The organism is Rhizobium sp. SRDI943 (assembly GCF_057653695.1).
In genome coordinates this window covers 710,507-724,021 of the sequence record NZ_JBYGKN010000002.1, presented here as the reverse complement: position 1 = coordinate 724,021, position 13,515 = coordinate 710,507, and the positions used below count along the sequence as shown (strand labels likewise).

Genomic DNA, 13,515 nt, shown 5'->3' with positions numbered 1-13,515 from the left:
CTCAAACCCCGCTCGCAGCTGCCGAATGCTCCCTGTGCGACAGCTGACGCGTGACGACGAAAACCAAGAGGGCTCCGGCAGCCAGGCAGGCGGCCAGGAAGAACATCGGCGCGATCGTGCTGCCGCTTGCTTCCTTGATCCAGGGCACGACGTTCTGGGCGACGAAACCGCCAAGATTTCCAACCGAATTGATGGCGGCAAGGCCCGCCGCAGCCCCCGCGCCCTTGAGGAAGCGTGAAGGCAGGCTCCAGAACACCGGCTGGGGCGCGAAGATCCCGGCTGCGGCAACGCAGAGGAAGGCGAATTGCAAAGTGTGGTTCGGGATCAGCGCCGAAAGCAGCAGGCAGGCGGCGCCGATGAAAGCCGGAATGACGATATAGGGCGTCTTCGATTGCGCCTTGTCGGCCATGGTGGGAACGACATAGAGCGCGATCGCGACCAGCACCCAGGGAATGATGTTGAGGAAGCCGTTCACCGTGTTGCTGACGCCGAAAGCCTTGACGATTGTCGGCAGCCAATAGCTGAGGCCATAGGCCGAAAGCGGAAAGGCGATATAGCAGAGCGCCATCAGCAGGACACGCGGGTCGATGAGCGCCTTGAAACCGTTTCCGGCGTGCTCGCCCATGCCGGCATTTTCGGAAGTGAGCCTTCGTTCGAGCCAATCCTTCTCCTCGCCGCTCATGAAGCTTGCGTTTTCAGGCCGGCCGGGAAGATAGAAGAAGGTGACGATGCCGGCGATCACAGCCGGAACGCCGGTGGCCAGGAAGACCCACTCCCAGCCGGCAAAACCGTAGAGACCGTCGAGATCGAGCAGCACGCCGCCGAGCGGCGCACCGACGGCATTGGCGATGGCACTGAAGATCATGAACAGCCCGACCATCCTGCCGCGATAGGCCGAGGGAAACCACAGCGTCAGCAGATAGAGGACGCCCGGAAAGAAGCCGGCTTCGCAGACACCAAGCAGAAAGCGCAGGATATAGAACATCGTCGCATTCTGCGTGAAGGCGAGCGCGATAGTAACGATGCCCCACGAGACCAGAATGCGCGCGAACCAGACACGGGCGCCGAGCTTGTCGAGGAAGAGGTTGCTCGGCACCTCGAAGAGAAAGTAGCCGATGAAGAACAGCGAAGCGCCGAGACCATAGGCATATTCGCTCATTCCGAGAGCATCGACCATCTGCAGCTTGGCGAAACTGACGTTCTGCCGATCGATATAGGCGATGAGATAGAGAATGCCGAGAAACGGCATCAGCTTCCAGGTGATTTTCGAGATCAGCCGCTTCTCGTCGACCATAAGTATCCTCCGGTATGACCATGCTTCGTCACGGCGTAGATAGAGCGGCCAGCCGATAATCAATTGCGCGTTGCATTTTCTCGGGGGCCGCGACCGGATCATATGGCCGCACCCGGACACCGGGTGCGGCCTGGCTTCAGATCATTCAGCTGGGGCGACGGCGGTGCGGCGGCCGATCGTTGCCTGGGTCAGCACGAAGGCTGCGAAGGCGCAGAGCGCGATGCCGGCGGCCATCGGAACGGCTGTGCCGTCGAAGAAGACGCTCGATATGACCATGGCGACGGCGGCGATCACGAAATGCAGCGTGCCCATCAGCGACGAGGCGGTGCCGGCGATCTCGCCGTGATCCTCAAGGGCGAGCACCGCGCTCGTCGGAATGACGAGGCCGAGGAAGCCGTAGCCGATGAACAGGAAGGTTGCCAGGACAGGCAACTGGTTGAAGCCGGCGGCCATCACCACCGCCATGACGACCATGGCAAGGGCAAAAACGCTGACCGCAATGCGCATGACGCGGACGAGGCCAAAACGCTCGCCGAGCCAGCCCGTCGCCTGCGACACCGCGAAGAAGGAGACGGCATTGATCGAGAAGGCGAAACTGTATTGCGTCGGCGTCAAGCCGTAATGCTGGATCAGCACGAAGGGCGAGTTGGCGAGGTAGACCAGGAAGCTCGAAATGCCGAGGCCGCCGATGAAGGTCAGCGTCAGGAAGTTGCGGTCGCCAAGCAGCAGGCGGTAGGCAGCCATAGCGCTCTTCAGCCCGCTGCCGCTGCGTTCGCTCGCCGAACGGGTTTCATCAAGCTGGGTGGCGAGCAGGACGAGGCCGATGAAGGCGGCGATGGTCACGGCCCAGAATACGCCGCGCCAGCCGTAAAACTCGATGACGGCGCTGCCGGTCAGCGGCGCCAGGATCGGCGAAATCGAAAAGACCAGCATCAGCAGCGACATCAGGCGGGCGGCCTGGACGCCGGTATGCATGTCGCGGACAATGGCGCGCGGAATGACCATGCCGGCGGCACCGCCGATACCCTGAACGAAACGGAAGGCGATCAGCGTTTCGATATCGGTCGCCAGCGCGCAGCCGATCGAGGCGACGGAAAAGAGGCCGATGCCGAGATAGAGCGGTAGCTTGCGGCCCCACATGTCCGACAGCGGACCATAGACCAACTGGGCGAGCGCAAAGGAGATGAAGAAGGCGAGAAGAGTGAGCTGGGTGACGTTGTTATCGGCATGCAGGTCCTGGCCGATGGACGGCAGCGCAGGCAGATACATATCGATGGCAAAAGGCCCGATGGCCGACAGAAGGCCGAGAATGAGGGCAATGCGAAAGAAGGGAGCCGTCATAATGGTGATCTTTCATAAAAGCGCAGCGGAGATACCGGATCGTCGCTCCGCGGCATTGGCTCTTAAAGCGGCGTGCGTCCTCTCGGACGCACAAGGACGCTCTGACACTTTAAGTCTACGCATCGTGCTTTCCTAAAATCGGTTCCGATTTTCGGGCCGATGCGCGGGTTCAATGATGATCGTTCGCGCGAAGACGAAGTTGGGAGCTCATATCTCAGCGGCGGAACCAGGAGTGTCAATAAATTTGGACACAGATGTAAAATTAGACGCCATTGTCTAAAACGTCAAGACGTCTTATCTTCGCTCTCATGAAAGAACGCATGACACCGGCTGTCCGAATGACGGGGCATACGCAGCGCGGACAATGCGCCAAGCGCATGTCGATCCTCGATGCCGCGGCAGACGTATTCTGCCGCCAGGGCTTTGCCGGCGCCAGCATTGACGAGATCGCCGCCGTCGCCTGCGTATCCCGCCAGACGATCTACAATCACTACCGCGAGAAGGAAACGCTGTTCGTCGCCGTCGTCGAAGACGTCATGAACCGCGCCAACGCCATGCTCTTCTCGGTGCTGTCGACCTTTCCTGAGCGCGCCGACAATCTCGAAGACGAGCTGACGGCCTTCGCCGTGCGCCTCAACAAGAACTGCATCTGCAACCACGACGGTAAATTCCTGCGCAAGCTGGTGCAGACCGAAGGCGAGCGATATCCGCACCTCTTCGAAAGCTGGCGCCAGCAGGGGCCGGGCAAGCTGACCACCGCACTGTCAGCACTTTTCGGGCGGCTTGCCCATAAGGGGACGCTCGCCATCGACGATTTCGACGTCGCCGCGCGGCAGTTCGTGGCGCTCGGCAATGCCGATCTGCAGATGATGATCCTTCTCGGCGGCACACCCACCGACGAAGAACTGGAAAAGGCGGCGCGCAACGCCGTCCATACCTTTCTCAAAGCCTATAGCAAGCCGGAGGCGGAAAAGGCCGGCCAACCGCCGCAGCTCGCAGCCATATCCGGCTGATCAGGCCCTTGTACGATCGGGTCCTACCGATCAGGCCCATCATTCCCACCCGATCAAGCCCATGCGATCAGGCAAAGACCGTCATTTGTGAGGGTACGACCGCGAACATGCCGACGCGGCGCGCGGCAAGATATTTCACCAGCTGTTCGACAACCGAAGGCAGGACCGGCTTCTGGACCACGCCGACGGCGCCCTTGACGCCGTCAGCCACCACTTCGGGATTGCCGGTCATGAAGACGACGGCAATGCCATGCTCCTGCGCCAGCCGCCGGCCGATTTCGGGCCCGGTCGGGCCGTCGGCGAGATTGACGTCGACCAAAGCGATATCGGCAAGCGGCGCCAGCCGCAGCGCCTGTTCGCAATCATTGGCAAGGCCCGCCACCTGCATGCCCATACCTTCCACCGTCGCCTCGAGATCGAGGGCGATCAGGAATTCATCTTCGACGATCAATACTCTCTGTTTCATCAGATCATCTCGTTGCCAGCGCCGCACGACATTGGTGGCCATGATACGTCCCCTTGGTTACGCCTATACTCCGAAAGAGGGATCCGCTCCGGCAGCCTATCCGACGCGAAACTCACGGCGGTAACGGGCAACTTGGCGATATGTTCCGCGGTGAAACGCCGTTTCTTGTATTTAAGATATTGTTAACGTTGACAAATTCTTAAGAATAAAGAAGCTTAAGAAAAAAGGTGGCGCCCAATCGTGCTCAGTTTCAACCGCACACCTTCTGAATGGGGACGCGATAAGGCAGTATTAGCCATTCGGTGAGCTTGAAGACGAGGACCAGGTTGAGAAACAAATTTGTCATTTTAGCCGCCGTGGTCGTCAGCTTGTTCGCTTACACGAAATTGATGGCCAGGATCGGCGCCGGCTCACCACCTCCAGATGCGCCGTTGGAGCAACAGGCTGACCGCATTCGCGTTTATAAAACCGAACGTCGCATGGTCCTTCTCAAAGGAGATACCCCCATCTCAACATACCGGATTTCTCTTGGGCAGGCGGCCGATGAAGGTCCCAAGCAACGAGAAGGTGACGAGAAAACGCCTGAAGGGCGTTATGAGATAGACTGGCGCAATCCGAAGTCGATGGCGCATCTGAGCCTGCACATTTCATATCCAGACCCTGATGATCGGCGCAACGCTGAAGCCGGTGGCTTTCCTCCCGGCGGCAATATCATGATCCACGGACTTCCCAATGGCTGGGGCCTATTCGGAAATGCCCATCAACTGTGGGATTGGACGGATGGATGTATTGCGGTCACCAACGCCGAGATGCGTGAGATTTGGGCTCGTGTCCCCAACCACACCCCCATAGACATTATGCCCTGAAGGTTGTGACCAACTCATTGCATCCCTGCGTTCAAAGCCGATAACCAGGACCGATCAGCCCTTGACCTTCATCACCAGGACCGGTTTGCCGCGGTAGTCGGCGGGAAACAGCGATTTCAGGTTTTCGATCTTCGGTAGGTCGTTGTAGACGATATAGGGATAGGTCGGATTGAGCGTCAGGAAATCCTGATGATAGGCTTCGGCCGGATAGAAGCCTGTCGGTTCGGACACCTTGGTCACGATCGGCTGGGGGAAGACATGCGCCTTGTCCAGCTGGCTGATATAGCTCTCGGCGACCTTGCGCTGCTCGGGATCGGCAACGAACAGCGCCGAACGGTACTGCGTTCCCCGGTCCGGACCCTGAAAATTCAGCTGCGTCGGGTTGTGCGCCACCGAGAAGAAGATCTGCAGCAACTTGCCGTAGGTCACCTGTTTCGGATCGAACTTCACCTGGACGGCTTCGGCATGGCCCGTCGAGCCGGTGCTGACGGTTTCGTACTGCGCCGTTATTGCGTCGCCGCCGGCATAACCGGAGACGGCGCTCTCGACACCCTTCACGTGTTGGAAGACGCCCTGGACACCCCAGAAACAACCGCCGGCGAAAATGGCGGTCTCGGTGCCTGAGCCGGCCGCCTCGTCGACGGCTGGCGGCGGAACGACGACGGCATCTTCGGCCGCGCCTGCGGCACCGGTCCCGAGCGAGAATAGAGTGGCGGCAAGGAGCGCGGCAAGGCTCCTGCGGTGGGAAGACATGGACATGGCGCTACCTCCTGCGATGGCTCAAATCCTTGCTCATCCTCGCAAAAGGCGCAAATCACAAGGCGGTCACTCACGCCGATGTGACAGCCAGACGAAAGCGCCTGTGCGAACATGAAACAGCGCTCAACTTGAGTTGACAATGTCGCGAGGAGTGGGGAGAGTGCCCGCCGGTCAGAGCCAGCATTTCCGGGGGGAACCTATGTCCGTGCGCTCGTTTTTCGCTTTCGCGACAATCGCATTTTCCATGATCGCCGTCAGCTTTCCCGCCGTCGCTGCGGAGACCAAGCGCGACATCCAGACGATCAAGGACGCCGATTTCTTCGGCTTCGATCTTCGCACCGAACAGAACGTCTCGCTCGATCAGTGCAAGACCTCCTGCATCGGCGACAAGAGCTGCAAGGCCTTCACCTACAATCCCAAGGTGAAATGGTGCTTCCTCAAATCCGATTTCAAGACGATGAACGCCTTCCCCGGCGCCATCGCCGGCAAGATCGTCGAAACGGCCGCCCAACAGGAGCGGGATATCGGCGCTGCGCCGCGCCTGACCTTCCTGACGAACGATCTCATCCAGCAGGCTCACGACTTCAAGGATAATCTGACCCTTACCGACGACCAGCAGGGTCAGGGCGTCGACAGCCTGACAGCCAATGCCCGCCTCGACCTCACCGCCAACAACCTGGCCGACGCGCTGAAGTCCTTCCATGGGGCGCTGTCGATCACGCCTGACGACGCCGATCTCTGGCTCGAAACCGCGCGCGCCGCAGCCTCGCTCGGCAGCGCCGAGAGCAACACGACCGGACAGGCCGTGGTCGATGCGCTGAACGGCTACGAGCTGACGCGCACCGCCGCCAAACGCGCCGAGGCGCTGGCCGTGCTCGCCACTGCGCTGGAGCGGAATGCCAACTACCGCCCGGCGCTCGACGCCTATAAGGCGAGCCTGGCGCTTGTCGGCGCCAAGGATGTGCAGGCGGCCTACCTGCAGCTGAAATCGACGCAGGGTTTCCGCGTCACCGAACACACTGTCGATGCCGACAGCGCCACGCCGCGTGCCTGCATCACTTTCTCCGAGGCGCTGGTCAAAACCACCGATTACACACCCTTCGTGACGCTGAACGGCGAAGCACCGAAGGCACTCGAAACCAAGGACAAGCAGATCTGCGTCGAGGGGCTGACGCATGGCCAGACCTATAAGATCGCCTTGCGCACCGGCCTGCCGTCATCGGTCGACGAGGTGCTGGAAGCACCTGTCAGCGTCGACGTCTACATCAAGGACCGCAGCCAGATTGTGCGTTTCACCGGTGACAGCTTCGTGCTGCCCTCGACGGCGCGCCGCGGCATCCCGATCGTATCGGTCAACATGACCTCGGCCAACCTCAAACTTTACCGCATCGGCGATCGTGCCATCGCGCCGCTGCTGGCCAATTCGCAGTTCCTGTCCCAGCTCGACGGCTACAGCGCTCAAAATATCCAGGACCAGAACGGCGAGCTCGTCTGGCAGGGCTCGATCGACATCGCCAACGAACTCAACAAGGATATCGTCACCAGCTTCCCGGTCGACGAGGCGCTGCCCGAGCGCAAGCCCGGCATTTACGTGATGACCGCAACGGCGGCAAACGGCCCGGCGCAGGAGTGGGATTCGCAGGCGACGCAATGGTTCCTGGTCTCCGATATCGGCGTCACCACCTATGCCGGCACCGACGGGCTCAACGTCTTCACCCGCTCGCTCGCTTCGGCCAAGCCGATATCAGGCGTCGAGCTGCAGCTGCTGGCCAAGAACAATGAAGTGCTTGGCACCGCGACGACCGACGAAAACGGCCGCGCCACCTTCACCGCCGGCCTGATCCGCGGCACGGCGGCACTGACGCCCGCCGTCATTACCGCCAAAAACGGCACCTCGGACTACGTCTTCCTCGACATGACGCGCGCCGGCTTCGACCTTTCCGACCGCGGCGTGACGGGCCGCGCAGCACCCGGCGCGATCGACGTGCTGACGTTTACCGAACGCGGCATCTACCGCGCCGGCGAGACGGTGCATGCGCAGGCGCTCGCCCGCGACACCGATGGCAACGCCATCGAGAACCTGCCGCTCACCTTCATCTTCAGCCGCCCCGACGGTGTCGAAGACCGGCGGATCGTCAGCCAGACCAGCAATCTCGGCGGCTATACCGTCGATTTCCCCACCCAGGAAACCGCCATGCGCGGCACCTGGACGATGAACATCTATACCGATCCCAAGGGCAGCGCGATCGCCACCAAGAGCTTCCTCGTCGACGATTTCGTCCCAGATCGCACCGACATGGAGATCAAGACCGAGGCCAAGGAAGTCGGTCCGGACGCGCCGGCGACGATCACCGTTTCGGGCAAATATCTCTACGGCGCCCCGGCCGCCGGCCTGACGCTCGAAGGCGACGTCGTCGTCAAGCCGACGCGTGAGAATGCGGCCTATAAGGGCTTCCTCTTCGGGCTCGCCGACGAAGAGGCGAGCGAGGATTCGCGCCTGCCGATCGACGGCCTGCCGGAACTCGACGAGAACGGCGAAGCCTCGACGGATCTGACCATCAGCGAACTGCCGGCCACGACACAGCTGCTCAACGCCACCGTCTATATGCGCATGCAGGAGGCGGGCGGCCGCGCCATCGAGCGCTCTTTGACCATCCCGGTGAAGAACGAGCGCGCGTCGATCGGCATCAAGCCGGAATTTTCCGACGATTTGCCGGAGAATTCGATCGCCAACTTCAAGGTGATCGGCGTTGATGCCAACGGACAGAAGCAGGAGACAAAGGGCCTGCGTTGGAAATTCTACAGCCTCAACCGGCAATACCAGTGGTACCGCGAGGGAACGGCCTGGAAATACGAGCCTGTCTACACCGCCGAGCAGGTCTCCAACGGCAGCGTCGACGCGACGATGGACGGCGGCAAGATCTCCGTGCCGGTGACGTGGGGCCGCTATCGCCTCGAAGTGGATAGCCCCGATGCCGACGGCCCGACCTCGAGCGTCGAATTCGACGCCGGCTGGTTCGTGAGTTCGACCTCGACCGAAACGCCCGACGGGCTGGAAATCGCCCTCGACAAGGACAGCTACAAGATCGGCGAAACCGCCAAGCTGAAAGTCACCTCGCGCTATGGCGGCGAGCTGATGGTGACGGCGGGAACCGAGAAGCTGGTTGCCGTGCAGAATGCCACCATCGGCGAGACCGGCGGCGAGGTCGACATCCCCGTCACGGCTGATTGGGGTGCCGGCGCCTATGTGACCGCCACGCTCTTTCGCCCCGGCGACGCCCAGGACAGCCATATGCCGATGCGCTCGATCGGCATCAAATGGCTGAAGGTCGATCCCGAACAGCGCGCGCTGCAGGTAACACTCGACACGCCCGAAAAGATGCTGCCGCGCGGACCACTGAACATTGGCCTGCAGGTGGCGGGCGCCGGCGCCAACGAGGATGCCTATGTGACGGTTGCCGCCGTCGATGTCGGCATTCTCAACCTGACGCGCTACGAACCGCCGAACCCGGAGGACTGGTATTTCGGCCAGCGCCAGCTCGGCCTTGAAATCCGCGACCTCTATGGCCGCCTGATCGACGGCTCGCTGGGTGCGACCGGCAAGCTTAGGACCGGCGGCGATGGCGGCGCCATCGCGCTGCAGGCAAGCCCGCCGACGCAAAAGCTCGTCGCCTTCTTTTCCGGGCCGGTGAAGCTCGACGCCGAAGGCAAGGCCAATGTCTCCTTCGACATTCCGCAGTTCAACGGCACGGCGCGCGTCATGGCAGTCGCCTGGTCGAAATCAGGCGTCGGCCACGGCGTCAAGGATGTCATCATCCGCGATCCTGTCGTGGTGACCGCAAGCCTGCCGAAGTTCCTCTCTCCCGGCGACAAGGCCAATCTGCGCCTCGACATCGCCAACACCGATGCGCCGGCCGGCGACTACAAGCTGCAACTGACCGGCAATGACGCAGTCGGCATCGAAGAAGCATCCGCCTCGCAGACGATCCGCCTCGAGGCCGGTGCGAAATCCGAGTTGACGCTTTCGCTCATCGGCAAACAGCCAGGCGCCGGCAACGTCTCGATCAACCTCTCCGACGCTTCCGGCCTTTCGCTCGACCAGACGCTCGACGTGCCGGTGCGCCCGGCCTCCTTGCCGATCACCGAACGCAGGGTGCTGGCGCTGAAGCCGGGGGCAAAGCTCACCGTCGACAAGAACCTGCTGGCCGACAGCGTGCTGCCCGGCGCCTCGATCAGCGTCAACGTCACCCGTTCGGCAGCCTTCGATATTCCAGCGCTGCTGATGACGCTCGACCGCTATCCCTTCGGCTGCGCCGAGCAGACCACCAGCCGGGCGCTGCCGCTGCTCTATCTCGCCGAAGTGGCCAAGCAGGCGGGCATGGCAGACGACGACGATGTGAAGAAGCGCGTGCAGGATGCGATCTACCGCGTGCTCTCCTATCAGGCCTCGGCCGGCAGCTTCGGTCTCTGGGGACCGGATTCGGGCGATGTCTGGCTTGATTCCTACGTCACCGATTTCCTGACGCGGGCCCGTGAAATGAAATACGACGTGCCGGAAAGAGCTTTCGTCCAGGCGCTCGAAAACCTGCAGAACACGTTGTCCTACACCACCGACATCAAGGGCCAGGGCGACCAGATCGCCTATGCGATCTATGTGCTTGCCCGCAACAAGAAGGCCGCGATCAGCGATCTGCGCTACTATGCCGATACGATGATCAACGACTTCCCGACGCCGCTCGCCAAGGCGCATATCGCCGCCGCGCTGGCGCTCTACGGCGATGCGCAACGTTCGAAGAATATTTTCCTCGACGCGCTGCAGATGTCGGAGCAGTCGATGGTGTCACGCGTGAACCTGTCGCGTACCGACTACGGCACGATCCTGCGCGACGGCGCGGCGATCCTGGCGCTCGCCGCCGAAAGCCGGCCGGTCCCGCCTGTCATCCCGGAACTTGCCAAGGCGGTCGGCAAGGAATGGGAGCGCAGCAGATATAAGAGCACGCAGGAAGAAGCCTGGATGTTGCTTGCCGCGCGCGCCATCCAGGGCGGTGACGATGGCCTGAAGGTCGATGTCAATGGCGCCGCGCACACCGGTGCCTACATGGCACGCATGACCGGCGATGCCTTGGCTGACCATCCGCTGACGCTGACCAACCAGACAAACGACACGGTTTCGGCGGTTGTCACCACCGTCGCCGCCCCGACGGTGCCGCTGCCGGCCGGCGGCGACGGCTTCACCATCGAGCGGACCTATTACACGCTGGACGGCGAGCAGGCGAATGTCAGCGAGGCGAAGCAGAACGAACGCTACGTCGTCGTCATCCATGTGCGCGAAACCAACGACTGGCCGTCGCGCATCGTTATCACAGACCTTCTGCCGGCCGGCTTCGAGATCGACAATCCTAACCTCGTCGATAGCGCCCAGATGACGAATTTCGACTGGATCGGCGAGATCTCCGCCGCCCATACCGAATTCCGCTACGACCGCTTCGTCGCCGCCTTCAACCGCGCTGCAGGCGACAACCGCGAATTCAACGTCGCCTATGTCGTGCGCGCGGTTACCCCCGGCACCTACGACCATCCGGCCGCAAACGTCGAGGACATGTACCGGCCGGAGCTTTCGGCCCGCACGGCAACCGGCAAGATGGAGGTCGTGACGGCGCAACAATGAGGCGGTGGCACAAGTTTGCGATCGGGTCGGCTGCCGGCATCGTTGTTGCCGGTGCGGCTCTCTTTGCGCTCGATGCCGCCGACAAGGCCTTTCCGCCGCCGCTGGACAGGGCAAATGCCGTATCCGCCGAAGTGCTGGATGCCGACGGGCAATTGCTGCGTGCCTTCGCGACGTCGGAAGGCCGCTGGCGGCTGAAGACGGCGGTCTCCGACGTCGACCCGCAATTCCTGCGCATGCTGATCGCCTATGAGGACCAGCGTTTCTACGACCACGGCGGCGTCGACCCCTGGGCGCTCGGACGCGCTGGCGTGCAACTGATCAGCAACGGCCGCATCGTCTCCGGCGCCTCGACGCTGTCGATGCAGGTGGCGCGGTTGATCGAGCCGCGCGAAGGGCGCTCGCTTTCGGCAAAACTCCTGCAATTGGTGCGCGCCATGCAGATCGAGCGGCGGCTGTCGAAGGAACAGATTCTCGACCTCTATCTCACACACGCGCCCTATGGCGGCAATCTGGAAGGCGTGCGCGCCGCAAGCCTTGCCTATTTCGGCAAGGAACCGCGGCGCCTGACGATCGCCGAGGCAGCGTTGCTCGTCGCCCTGCCGCAATTGCCGGAACGGCGCCGGCCGGACCGCAACCTCAAGGCCGCCGAGACCGCGCGCAAGCGCGTGCTCGACCGCGTCGCGGTCGCTAGAGCCGTTGGCGACGGCGAAGCGGAGCGGGCTGAAGGCGTCGCGGTTCCTGCGCGGCGCATGCAATTGCCCGCACTTGCCGCCCATGTCGCCGAATCAGCACTTCGCAAGGAGCCGACGGTTGTCAAGCATCAGACGACGCTGAAGAAACAGGTGCAGCAAGGGCTGGAGGCAGTTGCGCGGGCAGCGGCATTCAAGCTCGGGCCGAAGCTCTCGCTTGCCATGGTGATGGCGGATGCGCAGACGGGCGCGATCGTCGGCGAGGTCGGCTCGGCCGATTATTTCGATGCCAGCCGCTCCGGCTGGATCGACATGACGCGCGTCAACCGCTCGCCGGGCTCGACGTTGAAGCCCTTCATCTACGGGTTGGCCTTCGAGCAGGGCTTGGTGTCCCAGGAGACGATTATCGAAGACCGGCCCGCCGATTTCTTCGGTTATCGGCCGCGCAATTTCGACATGAGCTATCAGGGCGACGTCACCGTGCGCGAGGCGCTGCAGCTTTCGCTGAACGTGCCTGCTGTCAAGCTGCTCGATGCCGTCGGGCCGTCGCGGCTGATGGTCCGCTTTCGCCGCGCCGAGGTTCGCCCGGTCCTTCCGCCGAACGAGACGCCGGGGCTTGCGATCGGTCTTGGCGGCGTCGGCATCACCCTGAAGGATCTGGTGCAGCTCTATACGGCGCTCGCCAATCGCGGCCAGCCGGCAAGGCTCGGCGACGGCGTCACCGGTGCACCGGCCAAGCTCGACGGTGAACCGCTGCTGGAACCGGTCGCGGTCTGGAACGTCGCCGATATTCTCTCCGGGGTCATTCCGCCCGCCGGCGCGCCGCAGCGCGGCATCGCCTACAAGACCGGCACGAGCTATGGCTATCGCGACGCCTGGTCGGTCGGCTATGACGGGCGCTATGTGCTCGGCGTCTGGGTCGGACGGCCTGACAATAGCGCCGTGCCGGGATTGACCGGCTATGGCACCGCCGCGCCGATCCTGTTCGAGGGATTCGCCAAGTCAGGCATCGCGACGACGCCGCTGCCCCGCCCGCCCGCAGGCGCCGTGCGCATCGCCCAGTCCGAGCTGCCGATCAGCCAGCGGCGTTTCGCCCTCAATGCCAGCGGCCTGCTCGCCTCCGGCCGCGAGGCCGCACCTCAGATCATCTATCCGCCCGAGGGCGCGCATGTCGATCTCGGCGCTGGGCAAGGCAACCTGTCACCGCTGATGCTGAAGCTCCAGGGTGGCCGCGCCCCCTTCCGCTGGCTTGCCAACGGCAAGCCGCTGCCCGATCTCTCCCGCCGGCGCATCCAGCAATGGCTGCCTGATGGCGGCGGCTACTCGAAACTGACCGTCATCGACTCGGCCGGACGCGCCGCAAGCGTCGGCGTCTTCATCGATTGAGGGAACAAAACCCAGCTGCAACCGTTTGGAACA

General features: G+C 62.6%; 8 protein-coding genes. 4 read left to right on the top strand and 4 right to left on the bottom strand.

Features of this window, described 5'->3' with window-relative positions:
- Nucleotide 1: 1 nt before the first annotated feature.
- Nucleotides 2-1,294, bottom strand: coding sequence for an MFS transporter (locus tag AC245Y_RS27480; protein WP_003553477.1), 1,293 nt, complete (start codon nucleotides 1,292-1,294; stop codon nucleotides 2-4).
- 141 nt (nucleotides 1,295-1,435) lie between these two features.
- Nucleotides 1,436-2,635, bottom strand: coding sequence for a multidrug effflux MFS transporter (locus AC245Y_RS27475; protein WP_017996837.1), 1,200 nt, complete (start codon nucleotides 2,633-2,635; stop codon nucleotides 1,436-1,438).
- Between the two features lie 272 nt (nucleotides 2,636-2,907).
- Between AC245Y_RS27475 and AC245Y_RS27470 the strand changes: the two genes are divergently transcribed.
- Nucleotides 2,908-3,648, top strand: a complete 741-nt coding sequence (locus AC245Y_RS27470; RefSeq protein WP_017996838.1) for a TetR/AcrR family transcriptional regulator — start codon at nucleotides 2,908-2,910, stop codon at nucleotides 3,646-3,648.
- Nucleotides 3,649-3,715: 67 nt separating this feature from the next.
- Here AC245Y_RS27470 and AC245Y_RS27465 read toward each other — a convergent pair whose 3' ends face one another.
- A complete protein-coding gene (locus tag AC245Y_RS27465) occupies nucleotides 3,716-4,156 on the bottom strand; it encodes a response regulator (protein ID WP_012763566.1) in 441 nt (146 codons plus the stop codon).
- A gap of 284 nt (nucleotides 4,157-4,440) precedes the next feature.
- Between AC245Y_RS27465 and AC245Y_RS27460 the strand changes: the two genes are divergently transcribed.
- A complete protein-coding gene (locus AC245Y_RS27460; protein ID WP_012763567.1) occupies nucleotides 4,441-4,980 on the top strand; it encodes a L,D-transpeptidase family protein in 540 nt (179 codons plus the stop codon).
- Between the two features lie 54 nt (nucleotides 4,981-5,034).
- Here AC245Y_RS27460 and msrA read toward each other — a convergent pair whose 3' ends face one another.
- Nucleotides 5,035-5,739 (bottom strand): peptide-methionine (S)-S-oxide reductase MsrA, encoded by a 705-nt coding sequence (gene msrA / locus AC245Y_RS27455; protein WP_017996839.1) that lies wholly within the window; start codon nucleotides 5,737-5,739, stop codon nucleotides 5,035-5,037.
- Between the two features lie 199 nt (nucleotides 5,740-5,938).
- On the opposite strand from msrA, the gene AC245Y_RS27450 reads away from it, so the two are divergent.
- Nucleotides 5,939-11,407: an alpha-2-macroglobulin family protein gene (locus AC245Y_RS27450; RefSeq protein ID WP_017996840.1), complete on the top strand. Its 5,469-nt coding sequence runs from the start codon at nucleotides 5,939-5,941 to the stop codon at nucleotides 11,405-11,407.
- Complete coding sequence (gene pbpC / locus AC245Y_RS27445) at nucleotides 11,404-13,482, top strand: penicillin-binding protein 1C (protein WP_017996841.1); 2,079 nt, start codon at nucleotides 11,404-11,406, stop codon at nucleotides 13,480-13,482. The genes AC245Y_RS27450 and pbpC overlap by 4 nt, the downstream gene beginning before the upstream one ends.
- The last annotated feature ends 33 nt before the right edge of the window (nucleotides 13,483-13,515 follow it).